The following is an 18,956-nucleotide window of genomic DNA, read 5'->3' on the forward strand; positions in this document are numbered from 1 at the left end:
GAAGATTCACAATAGTAAAAGTCTATTATTGGCATTACCATTTTACAATTATGTCTTCCATTGACCAAAAAAGTGAATTGAAAGTGTATTAATTTAACTCATCTGTATACAGATCCTTATGCTATTGACGGTAAATAGCTAGTTAAAAAAAGGAAAACCAGAAATATTCAAAAGAACTAGTTTTATAATTGAAACACTATATTCCATAAAATAAATTAGACACATAATAAGCCCCATGATGTTCTGAAGAAGTAATGAACTTTTGAAAAACAGTTGGTGACATAGAGGTTTGTTTCTTTAAATGATGTATAAAATGAGATTGGTCATAATAGCCGTCTGGAACTATATAGTCTAATTTTTGCCCTTTTAGAAGATTGAAGGTATGGTTTTGAATCTTTACAATTTCGGTGTATGACTTTGCGGACATTCCTAAATTGTACCTAAAAAGTTGTTGAAGCCTTCTTTGGCTGAGATTTAATTGAGAGTTGATGGTTCTAACTGAAATATTCCCCCTGTGTTTTATAATTTCATGAAGAGCTTTGAGTACTCTTATATCGACAAACAAATTGTCTGCGCATGCTTTAAAAAATGAACTTGCATTTTGCAATACCTTTGAGCTCTTTAGATTAGAATTTATGAGTTCGCCCAAATAATCACTCATCTGCTTTGAGAATGCCTTAAGCGGTACTCTTTGTTCCGAAAACTCGTCTGCTGGTATTCCTATTAAATACGGAATAGCATAAGGCTGTAACTGGATTGTTAGAGCACGTTTTATAACACACATATTCAATTCAAAAGGATATCTAGAATTACCTGAGATGTAAGCTGTTGTTTCTTGCGTATTACCTTTATGGTCTTTAATTGAAAATGCTGTACCAGAAATTACATTGATGTAAGGATAGCCCGTTGGAAATGCCTTTACTTGAATATTAATTCCATTGGCTTCCTCGACAATCCACATGTCGCGAATGAGGAGTTTAGAAGAGCTATCGAGCTGTATTGGGATGATCTGCATACTATGAATCTAAAGATAATCATTTATATTTATTCTGTTTTTTGTTTTATGTTTCATGTATAATTTACAGAGATGTATATAATTTTTAAGGTTCAGTTATGACCGAAAAACTCATTAAAAGTATAAATAAGCTCATACCAAATATGACTTCAGAAGCTGTTGAAATATTTGAAAAGTCTAAAATTAAAACTTTAAAGAAAGGAGAACACATTTTAAGAGAAGGACAACTTTGTTCTTCTTACTATTTTGTAAATAATGGTGTTTTACGAACCTATTTTTTAGATGATGGTACTGAAATATCAAATTGGTTTGCTTTCGAAAACTTTTTCTTTACCGAGTTAGAAAGCTATACGTTCAAAAAGCCTTCGAAATATTATATACAAGCTATAGAAGCGTGCGAGATTCTGGTTATTGGTAGGAAGCAAATAGACGATTTCTTAAAACATCCTATTGGTCAAGAATATGTCAGAAAAAATTGGGAGTACGCATTTATCCATCTAAATAATGTCATAACATCATTTCAAAGTAAATCGGCAAAAGAACGCTATGAGGAACTCCTCCAATTTCCAGATTTCATTCAGCGTATCAAACAAAAAGACCTCTCTTCCATGTTAGGCATCTCACAGTATTCACTCAGTAGAATTAGAAATAAAAAGAATCAGTAGTTTGCCGAATTTGTCATTTGGCAATTTTTTATTCGATTAATTAAGTGATTTTTGAAAAGTTAATGGGTGTAAACTTTTAAAAAATGACAAATTCCGACTACAGATACCAGTACTTTCAAAAACCTTTTATAGCGTCGATTAAGGAGAAAATGGAAAAAGGTGCACTACTGATGGAAGAAAGGATATTTTCAAGATCATTAGAACTGATAGAGGCTAATAAAGCTATATTAGAGGATCAACAATCACATGAGCACCTTCATACTGTAAGTTTTGTAATTGCATCATTCGAAGAACTTAAAAAACTATATGATGAAAAAAAAGCTCTAGACATTATCAAATATGCATTTGTTGACAGCTTATCATTTGTAACCGAACAAACAAGAGCGTTTTTGGATCAATCAGAAGATCCCTTCAAAGCGATTGTAGCCATATCAAAACAAAAAGAAAAAGACTATGGAAAAACATTTTTATTCCATAGAAGGCAAGATGACGATAGCGCATATCTTTTGGAGGTCAAAAAGTGTTTCTACTGCAAAGTTTTAAAGTTAAATAGCGCAAAAAAACTCATGCCAATATTCTGTGATTTTGATACAAATTGGATGATGGCTATAGACCCATTAAAACATAGATTTAAATTTGAAAGACCTGAAACAATAGGAACTGGCGGTGAGATATGTAAATTCTATTTTACCAGGGTAAATTCCAAAAGCGAAGATTGATCGTCCCTTCGATTTTAACTATGATTTCGTTTTTATACAATACAGGCATTTTAAAAAATAGTTTATTTGTTAATCTTAATAGGAAAACATGTCAGCAAGAAAGGTTGAAGTTAACATAATAATCAAGACCAACCCCGTAAAGATCATACAGGCGTTTACAGAATTCGGTATGCTAAAAGACTGGTGGGATGTTGACAGGAGTTATATTGATAAACGTTTAGGTGGAACTTATACCTTAATATGGGGTATTTCTGATGAAGGACTGAAGTATGTCTCGACTGGGATAATAGATGAATATAACCCAGAACAGATATTAAAGATTAAAAACCTTAGCTACATATCTACTGAGCGACCTGTTCTTGGTGGAATGACTCTTGAAATTCGAGTAGAGGAGCAGCCTAATGAAAATGCCAAAGTTTACTTATGTCAAGACGGTTATCAAAATGGTAAACACTGGGATTGGTATTATGATGCCGTTTCTCAAGCATGGCCACAAATGCTAAACTTACTCAAGGACTATCTTGAAAAATAAACTCTAGTTTTAAGACTATGAAATATACCATCGAGACAATTATTAGTAAACCGTTACAACAAGTTACGCAACTTTATAATGATACCTCAAACAACAGTAAATGGATGCCAGGATTTATTAGCCATGAAATTAACTCAGGAAGTCATAGGAATGCTGGTAGCAGGTCAACTTTTACATTTAAAATGAATGGTAGAGACTTTACGATGACAGAAACCATCATAAAAAATAACTTGACCGAAATTGTGGTCGAGTTTATATCAAACGGCACTGTAAATACACAGACAACACAATTCTCAAAAATAAATGAACATAGCACAAGCTATAGGGTTCACGAATCTTTCAAATTAAAAGGCTTTATGATAATTATTGGGCTCTTAATGCCCAACGCGTTCAAAAAACAAACAAGAAAATTTGTGCACGCTTTTAAGAGTTTCGTAGAAAATCAATAAGTCGTGGTAAACCATCAATCAAAAATATATGAGCAGTTATTAAAGATTTCTGATGAGCAAAAGCAACAGGATTGTTTTACACTACTTGACCTAATGGCAGAAATTACAGGTGAAGAACCAAAACTTTGGCATGGTCAAATGATTGGATTTGGCAGCTATAGTTATAAATATAATAGTGGACGAGAAGGAGAATGGTTTTTAACAGGTTTTTGCCCAAGAAAGAATAATTTGGTCATCTATATAGTGGCAGGGTTTAAGGCTTATGATGAAATACTAGCAGATTTTGGAGTGTACAAAACGGGTTCTTCATGTCTTTATATCAATGCGTTAAAGGATATTAAGATGGATAAATTGAAATTACTTATTGAAAAATCCGTGCAGCACATGCGCACTAAATACAATATTAAAGTATAAAATGAACGCTATCATAGGATTTACTTTGGCCGTAGTACGTATGGCAGATATGCTAGAATTTTATTCAAGAGTATTTGGTATTGTCTATGAAAGTTTTGATGACTTTGGGACTACATTATATCGCGGTAATTGGGGTAATTTAGACATTCTGTTTTGTCCTGCAGATGTCGCTAATAATAAGGCAACACAAAATAGACATCAACTAGAGGTTGAAGTTCAGGATATACATACAGCTATCGCCTTGATTAAAATTCTCAAAGGCGAACTAATGGGGTCAATCCATGAAACTGAAGCAGCCTTAAGTATTGGTTGTTATGATCCAGATAGAAATTCTATTGTGTTAAAACAAAGAACGAAGTAAAGACATAAAGATATTTTGGAAACACCAAATACACTTTGCTAGCTGTTCGTTCTTACTTAGTTTTTCTGCTCAATGATATTTTTGAGCTTTCCTACGTCTACTTTTACGACATTTTCATTTTTTACCTTTCTTTTTCTTTGTAAAAATTGTTCTTGAATTGAAATTACTTCCCATTCAATTAACCGTTCCAATTGTTTTGATGATATTCCTAAACAAGTCCGAATAACGGATGATAATTTAAGATTGAAATCAAAAGGATATTTGATGTTAAAAGTGATGATTTCGATGTTTGAATTTAAAATATCTTCCAAAGTTATACCATCATGACATATTTTATAGTCAACACTTTTAAAGTCAAATTCAATATTGTTTTTTTGTTTTATTTCATAAGAGAATGCGTATTTCCACGCTAGTTCGGATTCATTTTCAGAAAGTTGTTCATACAGCTTTTTGTTAATTGAACTTGTTTTGACGCGATGGAATATGGTCATATTAGTTGTACTATCACATTTTTGGCATCTGTAAATCAGCCATACATCTACATTTTTTTTTTGAGCATTTAATCTGAATTTTTCACTACAATAAAATCTATCATTATTGCAATGACTGCATTTTTTTATTAAAAGAGGAGTGTTTGTTGCTTTGATCTCCCAAGTATATTCGTTTCTCACAATTTATAATTCCGCTTAACATTTTTTTGATTTTTAGACAGCATTTAATCATTACGTTTTCAGAATTGAATTATCAAGACCGAAAACAATACGTGATTGCTCTTACAGCAAGACAGCAAAGAATGATTAAATGAAAAACCGATTCGAGTAGATCACTCGAATAAAAAAGTCATTAGCCCAGTGGTTTCTGAGGCTAATTTTAAGCGAATATAAATTTAAGAGTCGTTCTCAAAATGTTATATGTTTACATCTTATATGATCGTCGCAAAAATACTATTTTTTTTAATAGGGAATAGTGATACCGCTATTAATATGGTGTCTGAGCCGAAGGGTTTTTTGATAACAAGAGATTGATAGCGAGTTTCGTATTACCATTTTTTGTTTCCTATGCACTTTGAAGCAAGCTTCAGTGCCGTCAACAAAAAAAGCCCAATACTTTCGTATTGGACTTTTGCTGCTGTAGCGAGATCGAGATTTGAACTCGAGACCTCCGGGTTATGAATCCGACGCTCTAACCAACTGAGCTACCTCGCCATTATTGCGGCTGCAAATATAAAAACAAATTCTACGACAACAAACATAAGATTCTAAAAAAAATAATTTTCGTCTAAAGTTTTGAATTGTATCATAATTGTATATATTGAGCCTTAAATCAATGCTTATATGGACGATAAAGAAAAATATGAAATGGAGTTTGTGATCCAAGCATCCCCATCGCTTATTTACCAGTACATCTCAACACCTTCCGGTTTATCAGAGTGGTTTGCCGACAATGTTAATTCTCGAGGAGAGTTATTTACTTTTATATGGGATGGTTCAGAAGAACAGGCAAAACTGTTAACCAAGAAAAGTGGCGAACGCGTTAAGTTCCGTTGGTTAAGTGATGAAGAAGATGGTGCAAGCTACTATTTTGAAATACGAATTCAGGTCGATGAGATTACCAAAGATGTGTCCTTAATGATTACCGATTTTGCAGAAGATGATGAAATTGAAGAAGGTAAAATGCTCTGGGATAATCAGATCTCGAGTCTTAAACAAGTTTTAGGCTCTCGTTAACTCGTAACTAACTCAACTATTATATCTTTGTCTCGGTTTATTTAAAAACTAAATCGAGACTTTTTTTATGGTAAATTTTAATGGACGGCTCTACGATCAGTCCCACTCTAATATCACCCCTGAAAATAGAGGGTACAAATATGGTGATGCCCTTTTTGAAACCCTTAAAGTGGTCAATGGAAAGCTCTTTTTTTGGGAAGATCATTACTTTAGACTTATGGCGTCCATGCGCATTATGCGAATGGATATCCCCATGCACTTTACCATGGAATTTCTTGAAGCGGAAATACTCAAAACCGTTGAGGCTAATCATTTGATGACAGCTGCGGCTAGAGTACGATTGAATGTCGATAGAGGAGAGGGCGGTAAATATTTACCTAATGATGACACGAATATCGCATTCAATATTAGCGCCGAAGCCCTGGATAATCCATTTTATAGCATCGCCGCTCATGGCAATTACAGTGTTGATCTTTATAAAGATTTTTTTGTAGCTCCAGGTATACTATCTGGTTTAAAATCTAATAATAAGGCGATTCAAGTTCTTGGTAGCATCTATGCTAAGGAAAATGACTATGATAATTGTTTGGTATTAAACACTGATAAATCCGTCATTGAAGCACTAAATGGCAATTTATTTTTGGTAAAAGGCGATCAAATAAAAACCCCTCCTTTAGAAGACGGTTGCTTACGTGGTATTATGCGTAAACAGGTTCTAAAAATCTTGTCCAAAGATGTTAATCTCTATGTCGAAGAGGCCTCCATTAGCCCATTTGAGCTACAAAAAGCAGATGAACTTTTTATTACCAATGTTATAAAAGGGATCATACCTATTACCAAGTATCGCAAAAAATCATACGAAAGCAGTTTTGCTCAAAAAGTCGTAGGCCGACTCAATGCGCAATTGAGGCTCATGTCTTAATTGTAACTTGGATTCTCTGGTGCGTTGGACCAAATACTGTATTCGCCACCGAGTTCCAACATTTTTTCACGCCAAAAGGTGCTGCAAGATTTGGCGATGATACCATTATTGTAAATATTCTCAGAGACTAGCCAAGCATTAGACTCCAGCTCATCATCAAGTTGCTGCTCGGCCCAGCCAGAATAGCCTAAAAAGAATCTAATGTCATCCTTTGATATTCTTTGACTGTTTATTAGTTCTAGGACAACATTAAAATCACCTCCCCAAAAAATACCGTTAGAGATTTCGATACTATTAGGGATCAATTCAGGAGATTTGTGTATAAAATATAAGTTGTCTTGTTCAACAGGGCCTCCGTTATAAACAGTAAATTCTGATTCAGTACCCTCAATAAGGTCTTTAAGATTATAGTCCAAAGGTTTGTTTAAAATAAACCCAACCGAACCCAATGCATTGTGATCTGCTAAAAGAATCACTGCACGATTAAAGGAAAGGTCTCCGATAATGGATGGTTCTGCAATGAGTAAATTGCCTTTTTCGGGCTTAATCATATAACTCTATAATTAATAGTCAACTAAATCTAGGATATTTTTGGCACTTAAACAACTTTAACTCCTTAAAAATTAGAGCAAAAAAAAGCCTGCTAGATAAGCAGGCTTCGTATCTTTAAGAAAAAATGTCTTAGTTTACAGCGTTGCTTAAGTCAGAACCTGCCTTAAACTTCACTACATTTTTAGCTTTAATCTTGATAGTTTTACCGGTCTGAGGGTTTCTTCCGTCTCTTGCAGCTCTTCTAGAAACTGACCAAGATCCGAAACCTACTAAAGAAACTCTGTTTCCTTTCTGTAATGCTCCTTCAATGTCAATAAGCATAGAATCTAATGCTTTTTTCGCAGCAGCTTTTGTAATTCCAGCATTCTCTGCCATACCATTGATTAAATCTGTTTTGTTCATAAATGTTAAATTTAAATTGTTAAAAATTCGGTTTTTAATGATAATTCTTAAAAATCCGTACACAAATTTATTAGTAATATTAAGCTATGCAAGTAATAGCAAGGGAAAAGAGCGTTTTTGTTGATAAGTCATGGCATTTGTTAATAAAGGAATGCATTTTGTCGGATTTTTTACAACGTCAATGATAATAAGGGTTTACAGAAGTTTGGCGCCTTCTTTAAATTCAAAACCATTTAATAAGGACTTTATATCCAATTTTCGCTTTCCAGGGAGTTGGATTTCATTCACTTTTATATAACCACCAGAACATGAAATTTTTATACTGTTTTTATCCGTAAAAATTAGTCCCGCACTGTGTTTATGTGCAGCTATTTGTTTTTCAATACCATATATCTTGACGCTAAGTTGTTCTTCCCCACCATTATCTAAGTAGCACCAAGCAGTTGGAAAAGGGTTTAATCCGCGTATTTTATTGTAAATGGTATCTAAATCTTCTGTCCAATCAATTTTACAATTATCGCGATTGAGTTTATAAGCGGTTTTTAAATCCGTTGACTGCGGTTGAATGGTCGTTGAAATAGTATCAGTTTTAATAGCTTCAGCCGTTTTTATAACCAGATCACTTCCTAAATGCATTAAATCGTCGTGAAGCTCCCCTACAGTGGTATGATCTTCTATCGTGATGTCTTCACTCAATATAATGGCACCCGTATCAATTTTTTCATCAATAAAGAAGGTGGTAACACCTGTTTTGGTCTCACCGTTGATAATGGCCCAGTGTATTGGGGCGGCACCTCTATATTGTGGCAATAAGGACGCGTGCAGGTTAAAGGTACCATATGCTGGCATTTGCCAAACGACTTTGGGCAACATTCTAAAAGCAACAATGATTTGCAAATTAGCATTCAAAGCCTTGAGTTCTGCAATAAAGGATTCGGCCTTTAAATTTTTGGGCTGTAAGATATGTAATTGGTGTTCTAGTGCAAATGCCTTTACGGCTGAAGCCCTTAGTTTTTGTCCTCGACCAGCCTTACGGTCTGGAGCGGTAATGACGCCGACCACATTATAATTATGGTCTAATAGGGCTTTTAAACTGGCAACGGCAAAATCTGGAGTGCCCATAAAAACAATTCGTAAGTCGCGTTTTTTTGTCATGAAAGCGTGTAGGTATTAGCGGATGTTAGTTTAATCTTATTGATCTCAATAAGCTCAGACAGACTTTGGATCAGTTGCTTTTCGGTACAATTTATGGTCTGTAATAATTGGCGCGAAGATAAGTCTTCCATTTGTAATGCGCTAAGAATACGATGGGAAACACCAATAGGCTCATCTTGGGTATTAGCCTTCAATTGCAAACACACTGAGCAAATTCCACATGGTTTGGATACCTGTTCACCAAAATAGCGAAGCATTTGTTGGCTTTTGCAAACCTTGTCATTTTTGATATAGTCGAGTACGGCATTCACCTGCTGATGTTTTAACAGATGCTGTTGCTTAATAATTTTGGCAATGGGGTTAATGGTCGCATCGTCTTCGCGTGGTTTTAAAAATGTAATTTCAGAATCAGTATTTGCCATTTGTAAACTGATGATGCCATCTTTTTCCAGTTGCTGTAATTGGGAAATCACCTGTTTTTCAGACAAGCTCGATTTTTGTGTAATCAGGTTTAAATTGACCTTTGTTTCATAATCAAAAATACCTCCGTAAGTTCTGAGCAATGCTTTGACTATAGTGTTTAAATCGAGATGTTTTTCTAGATATTGAAATAAGATTGTATTACTAATTAAGAACTGTATTTTGGTTCTGAAATTAAAATGCTGTGTTAAGGAGATAACGGAATTTCGATCTAATAATATGAGAGCGTTGTAGGTGATACTAGGATTTAACTGATATGTAGAGCAAAAGGACCTAAAATCAAATTGGTGTGTACTGTTTTCCCCTTCTCCATAGGCAATTTGAAAATAGCTGCTCAATTTTTTGTAAACCTTCTTTATAAATTTTACGGCGGGCAAGACATTTAAAAACTGTTGGCGCAAATGATCTTCATCGATAGGCTGATTTAGGATAATGGCGTGTGCCAATGTACCATCTCTTCCAGCACGACCAGCTTCTTGATAATAACTCTCTAAACTTTCCGGTAAATTAAAATGAATGACGGTTCTAACATTAGCTTTATCAATGCCCATTCCAAAAGCCGTTGTAGCGACCATAATCCGCGTTTGTCCATGGCTCCATTCTTGCAAACGCTCTTGCTTTTCTTTATTGGTCATACCGCCATGATAAAAGGTCGATGAAAACCCTTTGGTTTCCAGATAGTGGTGGATGTCTTTTGTGGCGCGTCGATTTCTTACATATATAATTGAAGTCCCGGGATGTGTATTTAAAGTATGTTCTAATTGGAATAGTTTATCCTCCGTAGACCTTACATGATAAGCGATATTGGGTCGGGCAAAGGAGCCCTTAAAAATTCTGGGCGCAATAAAATCGAGATTGGTGATGATATCTTCAACAATATTGTGCTTAGCTGTTGCCGTAAGGGCGATGCAATTTACATGGGGATGTAGGGTCCTCAGGATAGAAATATGCTTATAAGCTGGTCTAAAATCATTCCCCCATTGGCTAATACAATGGGCCTCATCTACAGCGATAAGGTTCACTTTCATCTGCTGAATGCGTTCTTGTACTATAGGTTGCTGTAAACGCTCTGGTGAGAGATACAAAAACTTATACTTGCCATAGATACAATTATCTAGTTGTGTGTCTAAATCGGTATAAGACATTCCAGAAGTCAGAGCAATCGCTTTAATGCCTTTTTGCTTTAAGGCGTTCACTTGATCTTTCATTAAAGCAATAAGAGGTGAGACCACAATACAAATCCCATCCCTAATGAGTGCGGGAATTTGAAAACATATGGATTTTCCACCACCAGTTGGCAACAGCGCAAAGGTGTCTTCACCATCCAATACGGAAGTAATGATATCTTCCTGTAAAGGTCTGAAGGAGGTATAATTCCAATAGCGTTCTAAGACTTCTATAGGATGCATTACTGTATATTTAATTCCTCTAGAATAAAATCCGATCGTTGTTCAACGGATGCAAAAGGCACATCAATGAGTTGATAGCCAAAGCGTTTATAAGTGCTCAGTAAATGATGATGAATCTCTATGGCTTGTTCAAAATTTTCATAGCGCTCACTATCGCTGATGAAAATTTCTTGCCATGGGGCCAATATAAATACATAGTCATATAGGTTAACTTTAGAGGCTTCAATAAAATAATCAGGGTAAGGATCACCAATATAATCCATATAGGCTAATACATCTGGAATACCTCTATCTAAAAAGACAACAGATTCGTGCTCTTGTGAAGCATTGTTAAACTGTTGTATTCTTCCTTCCAATAACTTTTCGCTAAAAAGCAAAGGTTCTATAAGAAAGAGTTGTTCAATACCATCCTTTCTGGCCTGTAGCGTTACTTGTCGCGATATTTCATCGTAACAAACAAAACCTCGTTCTTTTAGATGATCGATAATGGAGGTTTTCCCAGTTCCTGGGCCACCAGCAATAACAACTTTTTTTGGATTCAAATTGGCAGTATTTTTGCAGTAAAAATCGGGATAAAATATTAAAACGAAAAATGTAAAGTAAGATGTATCTTTGCATTTATAAAAGCTGATAATGGACAATAATAAAAAATCTGAAGAATTTTACAGCAAGCTAAAGTCTCAATTACAAGATACGGCACTTTGGCCCACAGAATATTTATATAAGTTTATCGTAATTTCTGAGACTTCAAAGATCGAAGAAATAAAATCCTTGTTTAATCATTTAGGCGCCGTAATAGAAACGAGGCCATCTAAAAATGGTAAATACACAAGTGTCTCTGTGAACGTTAGAATGAAAAATCCAGATGCTGTCATATTAAAATACAAAGAAGTTGCAGAAAAAGTCGAAGGCGTAATTTCGCTGTAATATTTCTTATAAGCTAGCTATTTTTTTGTACTTTGCGACAAAACCGTAAACTGCAGGTTTTATAATTACTACACATTTTACATTTTGATAGATAATTTAGAATACAACACAGAGCGCGAGCATTTAATTATACCAGAATATGGCCGTCATTTGCAAAAGATGATCAATTATGCCAAATCGCGCGAGACTAAGGAAGAGAGAAACAAATTGGCAAAAGCTATCATTTCCGTTATGGGGAATCTTCAGCCGCATTTGAGAGACGTCCCAGATTTTCAGCATAAATTATGGGATCAGCTTTTCATCATGTCCGATTTTGAATTGGATGCAGATTCACCATTTCCAAAACCGTCTAAAGAAGAACTCACAGCAGGGCCGGAACCTTTAAAATATCCGCAGAATCATCCCAAGTATCGTTTTTATGGCAATAATATCAAAACGATGATCGATGTGGCCAGTACCTGGGAAGATGGCGAAATGAAAGAGGCTTTGGTCTATACCATCGCCAACCACATGAAAAAGTGCTACCTCAATTGGAATAAGGATACCGTGGAGGATATCGTTATTTTTGATCACTTGTTTGAGCTTTCCGATGGTAAAATCAATTTAAAGGATAGCGAAGAAGATCTAACGGATGCCTCTAGCTTAATGAAAACCAAGTCTAAGTATGGTAGTAAGAGCGGTTCTAAAAAATCCAAAAAGAAATATTCCAACAACAGAAAACGTTACTAATAACGTATGAGTACATTTAAAATTGAAGGTGGCCACCAACTAAAAGGTTCAATAAAACCTCAAGGTGCCAAAAATGAGGCTTTGCAGATTTTATGTGCGGTCTTGCTCACCCCAGAAAAAGTAACTATCACTAATATCCCAGATATTGTAGATGTTAATAAGCTCATTAAACTTTTAGCTAATCTTGGAGTAACTGTTGAAAAATTAGCTTCGGATACCTATACCTTCAAAGCGGAGCATATTGATCTCGACTATCTAGAGTCTGATCAGTTTAAAGTGGAAGGACGCGGCTTACGCGGTTCCATAATGATTGTTGGTCCCTTATTGGCGCGCTTTGGTAAGGGGTATATCCCTAAGCCTGGTGGGGATAAAATAGGACGACGACGTTTAGATACCCATTTTGAAGGCTTTATTAATTTAGGTGCTAAGTTTCGATATAATAGAGAAGATTATTTCTATGGCGTAGAGGCAGAGCAATTAAAGGGGACTTATATGCTTTTGGATGAAGCCTCGGTTACGGGAACTGCAAATATCGTTATGGCAGCGGTCTTGGCCGAAGGTACAACAACCATATACAATGCGGCCTGTGAGCCTTATCTACAACAATTGTGCAAGATGCTCAATAGAATGGGAGCCAAGATTTCGGGCATAGGATCTAACATGCTTATCATTGAAGGTGTAGAGCACCTCGGCGGAACAGAACACAAAATGTTGCCTGATATGATTGAAATTGGTAGCTGGATCGGTCTAGCTGCCATGACCAAAAGCGAGCTGACCATTAAAGATGTGAGTTGGAATGATTTAGGTCAAATCCCAAATGTGTTCAGAAAGTTGGGAATAACGGTTGAGCAGCAAGGGGATGATATCCACATACCAGCGCATAAAGATGGTTACCAGATACAAAACTATATTGATGGTTCTATTTTAACCATTGCCGATGCACCATGGCCAGGATTTACACCGGATTTATTGAGTATTGTACTGGTTATTGCCACGCAAGCAAGAGGTGAGGTCTTGGTACATCAAAAAATGTTTGAAAGTCGCTTGTTTTTTGTCGATAAGCTTATAGATATGGGGGCAAAAATTATCCTATGCGATCCACATAGGGCAACGGTAATAGGGCATGATTTTAAGTCTACTTTAAAAGCTACCACGATGACATCGCCAGATATTAGAGCAGGTATTTCTTTATTGATAGCAGCACTCTCTGCCAAAGGCACCTCTACTATACACAATATTGAACAAATAGATAGAGGCTACGAAAATATAGACGAGCGCTTAAGAGCTATAGGCGCAAAGATTGAGCGCGTGCCGGGCAATTAAATTTAAAGACTTATAAAGGTACTTGCGTTTTACTATATCATCCTAAACTGTTCTTAACTCATTACATTACGGATTTTCTGCAAATACGCCATCACATAAATTTTAGACCATTATAGTAATGCTTTAAAAGCCAGTACTGACACATGGCCTTATACGATGTCCAATAAAATTTCGGTTTTATTTGGTGGAATTTGTCCTTAATTGTTTAATTCATAGATAATTGTGTTAATTATATCTAAGAGTTTCTAATTGAGCTCTATAATTATCGTATCTTATTCAAAAATTGCTATTAAGTTAAGTACAATGGATTCTATGTTCCCTCTAAAGCATTGTATTCTATTTTGTTTTTTGTTAATGGGGCAACTCATAGCTGCTCAATTGAATGATTTTGATTTATCACTATCCGTAATTGATGAATCCTGTGCTGGTAATGGCTCTATTTCAATGACCGTCTCGGGCACTACAGATGGTGCTTCAATCGTCTACAATCTTTTTTTATATCCAGATGTTAATACACCCATTGCACAAACGTCTGCAAATATCTTTAGTAATTTAGAAAGTGGTAATTATAAGGTACAAGCGATACAGGCGCTCGGAGAATTACAAAACTCACAAAATGCTGATGGAACTGTAAATAGTGTATTTTCTGTTTTAGATTTTGAAATTGAACAAGGTGCGCTAGGGGAATGTGATACATCGAGTCTTATTGTAACGACATTATCTGGTAACCCCGAATTTTATGAAATTATTTCTGGTCCAGTCACTGTTCCTTTACAAGAGGAAAATACCTTTAATAATCTCCCAGATGGTACTTATGTTATTCGTGTTTTTGATGATTGTGGTAATGCCTTAACAAAAACCTATACATTAATAGCTGTTGAAGCTTCTTTTTCAATTAGTGCGATTCAACAACCAGATATTTTAGATAGTTGCGAAGAAATCACAATAAGTTATTCAATTATTGCGCAAAGCGGAGTAATCCTTTCATACCCTATATCGGTAGAATACACCTCTAGTTTATTGGATGGAAGTGCATCTACAAGTTTTACCAATACTTATGATACTGGTCCCGATAATGAACTTGAAATTACTGAGACTATTGCAAATTTTGACGATGAGACCTATGAACTAGAAATTACAGTTCAAGACGACTGTGGCAATATAGTAATCAATACTGAGGTTGTTGACCTTAATCCCCAAATTAGTTTAATGCCCGTACCTGGTATTTGCAATGATAATCTGACGATCAATGTAACTAATATATTACCACCATACACTTTAGAATTTATTGAAGCGCCAGAGGGGTTCAATCCTTCGGATTTTAATGATAATGACGGTGTTTATACAGAATCTACAATCTTATTTGAGCAGGAAGAAACGGGCTTACCTATTGGAACTTATACTGTTGTTGTAGTGGACTCCTGTGGCAGAAGCGATACGGCTACTGTTGATTTGGTTGAAGAGCTAGAAGAGCCCATGATAACTACAAATAATAGGGGATGTGACCCTTTAACTGGAGAATTTACTTTTAGTATTCCTGACAGAGAGATTGTTTCTGCTGTATTTATGGACGCACCAGTGGACTATGAAAATGATATACCAGATAATATAGGCAGTTTTATATCGTCGTCAGGTAGTCTCTTAGCAGTAAGTGATTTGGTGATAGGATCTTATATGTTAGAAGTGATAGATAATTGTGGTAATATATATTTAGAAGAAATTGTTATCCCAGAATTAGAAGACTTACCTCTAAATATTAGTACATCACCTAATTGTCTATCAGATACAGGCAGTCTGCGAATTGGGGGTTCTTATGGAACTATTGAATCTGTTGTAGTTATTGAGGCACCATCTACATTTTCGTCGACACTACCGTTTGATTATAGTGATGCTATACTGGCAAGTGGAATTTTTTATGTGGATAGCTTACCAACAGGTAATTATACTGTTCAATTTACTGATAGTTGTGGTAACGAATTCACCTTTAACCAAAATATTGAGAGTTATGTAAGTGACCCATCGATTTATAGTTTACAAAAAAATTGCGGCTCTTTTGATTTAGGCATTTTGGATACTGATGATTCAGTCACTAATAAATCGTTTTGGTTTCAAAAGTACTATCCAGATAGTGATAGTTGGGGCCATCCAGATACGGGAGTTATTTATACAGAAGGTGAGCTGCCCAATGATTCAAATGCCATTGCTATTCAAAATGGAGAAACGATTCTTAACAATTTCTTCATAGGAACTTTTAGGTTGATAAAAGCCTTTCAATCTTTTAATGACCTAAATGCTGATTCGTATTGTCTTGATATTTTTGCGGAATTCGATATAGGTTCAGATCTGATTATAAACAATGTCTTTAATCTTAATTGTGATGGCGGTTCGGGTCCATCAGATATATTTGTAGATGTCACGGGGGTTCCTCCATATAATTTTTCCATAATTTCGCCAATAGTTATAGATAATGCCGAGGACAATGTTTTTACAGGTTTAGATCCTGGTATTTATGAAATCAGAGTTGAGGATGCCTGCGGTAGTATAGAAGCTATTAGCATTAATTTAATGGATTTGGTTCCTGTGGTAACCATTGGTTCACCCATGGATTTAGTGATTTGTAGTGAGGAATCTACCAACCAAGCTATTTTTGATTTATCCCAACAAAATCCAGAATTGTTAGGTAGTCAAAATCCAGAAAATTTTACGATTACGTATCATTTAAATCAAAATGACGCCGATTCTGGTAATAATCCCATCTCAGAAAACTATGAAAACATAACCAACCCTCAAACTATTTTTGCAAGACTGATCAACAATACAATAGATATCTGTTATAAAACGACTTCTTTTCAACTGACAGTCGGCTTAATTCCAGAATTAGGGGTGGACGAATCGATTACCATTTGTGAGGATGCCCCGATTTTACTGTCGGCAGATTCAGGGTATTCTAGCTATTTATGGTCTACGGGCCAATTAACTAGAGATATAATTGTTAATACAGCAGGTGTATATTCGGTAACCGTTTCAAATGATTATGGTGACTTTTCGTGTAGCGCAACTAAGACTTATACAGTCGAGGCCTCTGGAGTAGCTGTTGTTAATTCCATTGTTACCGAAGACTTCACTGCTAATAGCAACTCTATCACCATTGAAGTATTGGGTCTAGGTGACTACGAGTATTCATTGGATGGATTAACTTACCAGCCACAAAGCTTCTTTACGGATCTAAGCACCGGTGACTACACTATTTTTATAAGAGATAGAAATGGTTGTGGTGTTATTACAGAATCAATTTCATTACTCGATTATAGAAGATTTTTTACCCCTAACGGCGATGGCGATAATGAATATTGGCAAATTTCAGGGTCTCAATTTGAACCTGATTTAAAGGTTTTTGTTTACAATAGATATGGAAAATTATTAACTGCTTTTTCAGGTGATCAAAGAGGATGGGATGGGACTTATAATGGTAAAAGAATGCCAACCAGCGATTACTGGTTTGTTGTAGAAAGAAAGAATGGTAAAACCCATGTAGGTCACTTCACGCTTAAGCGTTAGATAATCACATTTAATATTGAATTGTTGTTATAACGTATAATACATTAAAACCTCTTAGAATAGTTTATACTAAAAAAACCCTGCGATAAACAGGGCTTTTAGAATTGTTTTTTGAAATGGTTATTTCGGTTAAGACGTGGCGTCTTAAAAGAGCAACGCTTTAAATTTTGATTTATTATATAAATCGTTAAAAAAATTAAAATTAATTACAGATAATGTTAATTTAATGCGGATTTATAAACCTCTAAACAGCGTTCTCTAGCCATTTTGTGGTCCACTATAGGGCGAGGATAGGTTAACTCCTGAAAGTCCGGCACCCATTTTTTAATGTACTCTAAGTTTTTATCAAACTTTTGAATTTGAGAGGTGGGATTAAAAATCCTGAAATAGGGAGCGGCATCGACTCCCGAACCGGCAACCCATTGCCAGTTCCCCACATTGCTTGCCATCTCGTAATCGTGCAATTTTTGAGCGAAGTAAGCTTCTCCCCAACGCCAATCGATTAAAAGATGCTTGCACAGAAAGCTGCCGACCAGCATTCTTACGCGGTTATGCATAAATCCAGTTTCATTGAGTTGCCTCATACCTGCATCGACTAAAGGATAACCCGTTTTACCTTCGCACCATAATTTAAACTCCACTTCGTTATTTCTCCATTGTATCCTATCGTACTTAGGCTTAAACGCTTGGTCCTTGGTATGAGGAAAGTGCCATAGAATTTGCATAAAAAACTCACGCCAAATTAGCTCTTGCCAAAAGATTTCATTTTTTTCTGCAATAGCTTTTTCAACCATCTTTCTGATGCTAACCGTCCCAAATCGGAGATGAGGTCCCAGGCGAGATGTCGCATCTTTGGCAGGAAAATTTCGAGTTGCTTCATAGTCTTGAATGAGCTTTGGATTAACCGTGTAAGGTAGTACGCTTTGAGAGCCACTTTCAAAACCAATATCGGATAAACTTAAATGGGGTAGGTCCTTCGTTTTTAGCAGTCGTTCAAGATGCGCTTCTGAAGGGTAAAATTTAAATTCACTGTGTTTGAACCCCGCCTTCCAAGTGCGCATATATGGCGTATAGACCACATAGGGATGACCATCTTTTTTTACGATTTCGTCTTTTTCAAAAATGACTTGGTCCTTGAAGGTTTTGAATGTTATGCCGTTCGATTCTAAGAACTCGCCTATTTCGGTATCCCTAAGCGTGGCGTAAGGCTCATAGTCGTGATTGGTATAAACGGTTGCAATACGATATTCTTGTATGAGTTGTTTGTAGATATCTATAGGTTTGCCGTGATATAATGCTAAACTGCTCCCATGTTCATCCTGTAACTTTTGTCTCATCTTTAAAAGGCTGTCATGTATAAAATTGACACGCGCATCGTCTTTAGGCAGTTGATCTAAAATCTCTGTATCAAATATAAAAACGGCTAATACGGGATGTTCACCGTTTAAGGCGTGAAATAGCCCTACATTGTCCTCTAGTCTCAGGTCTCTTCTAAACCAGAATATGTTTATTTTACTTTTCATTCTATTTGATATGTTTTATGTCATTGCGAGGGGAGAATGACCGTGGCAATCTCTTTATCTTCTAATATTAATAAACAGATAGCCATATTGTTCG

Annotated in this window: 20 protein-coding genes and 1 tRNA gene; 12 read left to right on the top strand and 9 right to left on the bottom strand. The window is 35.7% G+C overall.

Annotated elements, in window-relative coordinates; genetic code table 11:
* Positions 1-196 precede the first annotated feature (196 nt).
* The gene (locus ACO052_RS11345) at positions 197-1,015 is read right to left on the bottom strand and encodes a helix-turn-helix domain-containing protein (protein WP_422103872.1); all 819 of its coding nucleotides are present in this window, start codon (positions 1,013-1,015) and stop codon (positions 197-199) included.
* Positions 1,016-1,113: 98 nt separating this feature from the next.
* Here ACO052_RS11345 and ACO052_RS11350 point away from each other — a divergent pair, with 98 nt between their 5' ends.
* The 6 genes from ACO052_RS11350 to ACO052_RS11375 all read left to right on the top strand — a co-directional run bounded on the left by ACO052_RS11350 (position 1,114) and on the right by ACO052_RS11375 (position 4,155).
* Positions 1,114-1,680 carry a Crp/Fnr family transcriptional regulator gene (locus tag ACO052_RS11350; protein ID WP_422103873.1) on the top strand — a complete coding sequence of 189 codons (567 nt, stop codon included), beginning with the start codon at positions 1,114-1,116 and terminating at the stop codon, positions 1,678-1,680.
* An 83-nt stretch (positions 1,681-1,763) separates the two neighbouring features.
* On the top strand, positions 1,764-2,399 hold the full coding sequence (locus ACO052_RS11355; protein ID WP_422103874.1) for an L-2-amino-thiazoline-4-carboxylic acid hydrolase: 636 nt from the start codon (positions 1,764-1,766) through the stop codon (positions 2,397-2,399).
* Between the two features lie 88 nt (positions 2,400-2,487).
* The gene (locus tag ACO052_RS11360; protein ID WP_422103875.1) at positions 2,488-2,931 is read left to right on the top strand and encodes an SRPBCC family protein; all 444 of its coding nucleotides are present in this window, start codon (positions 2,488-2,490) and stop codon (positions 2,929-2,931) included.
* Between the two features lie 17 nt (positions 2,932-2,948).
* Positions 2,949-3,380: an SRPBCC family protein gene (locus ACO052_RS11365; RefSeq protein ID WP_422103876.1), complete on the top strand. Its 432-nt coding sequence runs from the start codon at positions 2,949-2,951 to the stop codon at positions 3,378-3,380.
* 3 nt (positions 3,381-3,383) lie between these two features.
* Positions 3,384-3,794, top strand: coding sequence for a DUF1801 domain-containing protein (locus ACO052_RS11370; protein ID WP_422103877.1), 411 nt, complete (start codon positions 3,384-3,386; stop codon positions 3,792-3,794).
* A gap of 1 nt (position 3,795) precedes the next feature.
* Positions 3,796-4,155, top strand: coding sequence for a VOC family protein (locus ACO052_RS11375; RefSeq protein ID WP_422103878.1), 360 nt, complete (start codon positions 3,796-3,798; stop codon positions 4,153-4,155).
* 56 nt (positions 4,156-4,211) lie between these two features.
* Here the strand turns inward: ACO052_RS11375 and ACO052_RS11380 are convergent, their stop codons facing one another.
* Both ACO052_RS11380 and ACO052_RS11385 read right to left on the bottom strand, forming a co-directional pair.
* A complete protein-coding gene (locus ACO052_RS11380; RefSeq protein ID WP_422103879.1) occupies positions 4,212-4,826 on the bottom strand; it encodes a DUF1062 domain-containing protein in 615 nt (204 codons plus the stop codon).
* 460 nt (positions 4,827-5,286) lie between these two features.
* Positions 5,287-5,360 (bottom strand) — tRNA-Met (locus ACO052_RS11385).
* A 129-nt stretch (positions 5,361-5,489) separates the two neighbouring features.
* Between ACO052_RS11385 and ACO052_RS11390 the strand changes: the two genes are divergently transcribed.
* Complete coding sequence (locus ACO052_RS11390; RefSeq protein WP_111684042.1) at positions 5,490-5,882, top strand: START-like domain-containing protein; 393 nt, start codon at positions 5,490-5,492, stop codon at positions 5,880-5,882.
* Between the two features lie 67 nt (positions 5,883-5,949).
* The gene (locus tag ACO052_RS11395; protein WP_422103880.1) at positions 5,950-6,804 is read left to right on the top strand and encodes an aminotransferase class IV; all 855 of its coding nucleotides are present in this window, start codon (positions 5,950-5,952) and stop codon (positions 6,802-6,804) included.
* Here ACO052_RS11395 and ACO052_RS11400 read toward each other — a convergent pair.
* The 5 genes from ACO052_RS11400 to ACO052_RS11420 all read right to left on the bottom strand — a co-directional run bounded on the left by ACO052_RS11400 (position 6,801) and on the right by ACO052_RS11420 (position 11,344).
* A complete protein-coding gene (locus ACO052_RS11400; RefSeq protein WP_422103881.1) occupies positions 6,801-7,355 on the bottom strand; it encodes a YqgE/AlgH family protein in 555 nt (184 codons plus the stop codon). The two genes, ACO052_RS11395 and ACO052_RS11400, sit on opposite strands and share 4 nt — an antisense overlap.
* 130 nt (positions 7,356-7,485) lie before the next feature.
* Positions 7,486-7,758, bottom strand: a complete 273-nt coding sequence (locus ACO052_RS11405; protein ID WP_076620986.1) for an HU family DNA-binding protein — start codon at positions 7,756-7,758, stop codon at positions 7,486-7,488.
* Between the two features lie 195 nt (positions 7,759-7,953).
* Positions 7,954-8,913, bottom strand: a complete 960-nt coding sequence (fmt, locus tag ACO052_RS11410) for a methionyl-tRNA formyltransferase (RefSeq protein WP_422103882.1) — start codon at positions 8,911-8,913, stop codon at positions 7,954-7,956.
* Positions 8,910-10,802: a RecQ family ATP-dependent DNA helicase gene (locus ACO052_RS11415; protein ID WP_422103883.1), complete on the bottom strand. Its 1,893-nt coding sequence runs from the start codon at positions 10,800-10,802 to the stop codon at positions 8,910-8,912. Before ACO052_RS11415 ends, fmt begins: the two co-directional genes overlap by 4 nt.
* A complete protein-coding gene (locus ACO052_RS11420; RefSeq protein WP_422103884.1) occupies positions 10,802-11,344 on the bottom strand; it encodes an AAA family ATPase in 543 nt (180 codons plus the stop codon). The genes ACO052_RS11415 and ACO052_RS11420 overlap by 1 nt, the downstream gene beginning before the upstream one ends.
* Before the next feature lie 91 nt (positions 11,345-11,435).
* Between ACO052_RS11420 and ACO052_RS11425 the strand changes: the two genes are divergently transcribed.
* The 4 genes from ACO052_RS11425 to ACO052_RS11440 all read left to right on the top strand — a co-directional run bounded on the left by ACO052_RS11425 (position 11,436) and on the right by ACO052_RS11440 (position 17,339).
* Positions 11,436-11,729, top strand: coding sequence for a DUF493 family protein (locus ACO052_RS11425; RefSeq protein WP_422103885.1), 294 nt, complete (start codon positions 11,436-11,438; stop codon positions 11,727-11,729).
* Between the two features lie 84 nt (positions 11,730-11,813).
* Positions 11,814-12,458 (top strand): DUF4290 domain-containing protein, encoded by a 645-nt coding sequence (locus tag ACO052_RS11430; protein ID WP_422103886.1) that lies wholly within the window; start codon positions 11,814-11,816, stop codon positions 12,456-12,458.
* 6 nt (positions 12,459-12,464) lie between these two features.
* Positions 12,465-13,781: a UDP-N-acetylglucosamine 1-carboxyvinyltransferase gene (gene murA / locus ACO052_RS11435; protein WP_422103887.1), complete on the top strand. Its 1,317-nt coding sequence runs from the start codon at positions 12,465-12,467 to the stop codon at positions 13,779-13,781.
* Positions 13,782-14,135: 354 nt separating this feature from the next.
* Positions 14,136-17,339, top strand: a complete 3,204-nt coding sequence (locus ACO052_RS11440) for a T9SS type B sorting domain-containing protein (protein WP_422103888.1) — start codon at positions 14,136-14,138, stop codon at positions 17,337-17,339.
* 218 nt (positions 17,340-17,557) lie between these two features.
* Here the strand turns inward: ACO052_RS11440 and ACO052_RS11445 are convergent, their stop codons facing one another.
* Positions 17,558-18,862, bottom strand: coding sequence for a cryptochrome/photolyase family protein (locus ACO052_RS11445; RefSeq protein ID WP_422103889.1), 1,305 nt, complete (start codon positions 18,860-18,862; stop codon positions 17,558-17,560).
* Positions 18,863-18,956: the final 94 nt, after the last annotated feature.

The sequence above is a fragment of the Winogradskyella sp. genome (genome assembly GCF_965228925.1).
Lineage (GTDB): Bacteria > Bacteroidota > Bacteroidia > Flavobacteriales > Flavobacteriaceae > Winogradskyella.

What these genes read in the sequence shown, in the direction of transcription:
- ACO052_RS11345 (WP_422103872.1), bottom strand. Translation starts at nt 1,015, where the DNA reads ATGCAGATCATCCCAATACAGCTCGATAGCTCTTCTAAACTCCTCATT.
- ACO052_RS11350 (WP_422103873.1), top strand. Translation starts at nt 1,114, where the DNA reads ATGACCGAAAAACTCATTAAAAGTATAAATAAGCTCATACCAAATATG.
- ACO052_RS11355 (WP_422103874.1), top strand. Translation starts at nt 1,764, where the DNA reads ATGACAAATTCCGACTACAGATACCAGTACTTTCAAAAACCTTTTATA.
- ACO052_RS11360 (WP_422103875.1), top strand. Translation starts at nt 2,488, where the DNA reads ATGTCAGCAAGAAAGGTTGAAGTTAACATAATAATCAAGACCAACCCC.
- ACO052_RS11365 (WP_422103876.1), top strand. Translation starts at nt 2,949, where the DNA reads ATGAAATATACCATCGAGACAATTATTAGTAAACCGTTACAACAAGTT.
- ACO052_RS11375 (WP_422103878.1), top strand. Translation starts at nt 3,796, where the DNA reads ATGAACGCTATCATAGGATTTACTTTGGCCGTAGTACGTATGGCAGAT.
- ACO052_RS11390 (WP_111684042.1), top strand. Translation starts at nt 5,490, where the DNA reads ATGGACGATAAAGAAAAATATGAAATGGAGTTTGTGATCCAAGCATCC.
- ACO052_RS11395 (WP_422103880.1), top strand. Translation starts at nt 5,950, where the DNA reads ATGGTAAATTTTAATGGACGGCTCTACGATCAGTCCCACTCTAATATC.
- ACO052_RS11400 (WP_422103881.1), bottom strand. Translation starts at nt 7,355, where the DNA reads ATGATTAAGCCCGAAAAAGGCAATTTACTCATTGCAGAACCATCCATT.
- ACO052_RS11405 (WP_076620986.1), bottom strand. Translation starts at nt 7,758, where the DNA reads ATGAACAAAACAGATTTAATCAATGGTATGGCAGAGAATGCTGGAATT.
- fmt (WP_422103882.1), bottom strand. Translation starts at nt 8,913, where the DNA reads ATGACAAAAAAACGCGACTTACGAATTGTTTTTATGGGCACTCCAGAT.
- ACO052_RS11415 (WP_422103883.1), bottom strand. Translation starts at nt 10,802, where the DNA reads ATGCATCCTATAGAAGTCTTAGAACGCTATTGGAATTATACCTCCTTC.
- ACO052_RS11425 (WP_422103885.1), top strand. Translation starts at nt 11,436, where the DNA reads ATGGACAATAATAAAAAATCTGAAGAATTTTACAGCAAGCTAAAGTCT.
- murA (WP_422103887.1), top strand. Translation starts at nt 12,465, where the DNA reads ATGAGTACATTTAAAATTGAAGGTGGCCACCAACTAAAAGGTTCAATA.
- ACO052_RS11440 (WP_422103888.1), top strand. Translation starts at nt 14,136, where the DNA reads ATGGGGCAACTCATAGCTGCTCAATTGAATGATTTTGATTTATCACTA.
- ACO052_RS11445 (WP_422103889.1), bottom strand. Translation starts at nt 18,862, where the DNA reads ATGAAAAGTAAAATAAACATATTCTGGTTTAGAAGAGACCTGAGACTA.